The organism is Virgibacillus sp. M23, from assembly GCF_034190895.1.
In the GTDB taxonomy this organism is placed as follows: domain Bacteria; phylum Bacillota; class Bacilli; order Bacillales; family Amphibacillaceae; genus Virgibacillus; species Virgibacillus salarius.
In genome coordinates this window covers 1-400 of the sequence record NZ_JAWDHA010000359.1, presented here as the reverse complement: position 1 = coordinate 400, position 400 = coordinate 1, and the positions used below count along the sequence as shown (strand labels likewise).

The following is a 400-nucleotide window of genomic DNA, read 5'->3' as shown; positions in this document are numbered from 1 at the left end:
GCATATCTTCCACTCGGTTTTAAGTCTGCGATATGAGGGACTCTTTTGCGAATACGTTCAAAATCATCATAGTTTAAATCTACTTCAACTGAATGTGCTATCGCGAGAAGATGCAAGAAAGCATTAGTTGAACCTCCCAGAGCCATGACAACCGTAATCGCATTTTCAAATGCTTTTTTGGTCATGATATCTCTAGGGAAAATACCTTTTTCTAGAAGATCGAGAACCCTTTTGCCAGCTTCTTCACACTCAATAGCCTTATTCGGGGATATAGCAGGAGTGGAAGATGAGCCAGGAAGACTTATTCCCATCGCTTCAGCAGCCGCTGCCATTGTATTTGCTGTGTACATTCCACCGCAAGCGCCAGCTCCAGGACATGCACTGCATTTAATTTTATGTA

1 protein-coding gene is annotated in these 400 nt (G+C 42.8%); it reads right to left on the bottom strand.

Going from position 1 to position 400, the window contains the following annotated elements; genetic code table 11:
- Positions 1 to 400, bottom strand: a 400-nt coding sequence (locus RVS70_RS22990; protein WP_321135054.1) for a dihydroxy-acid dehydratase, incomplete at both ends; no start/stop codon positions are given.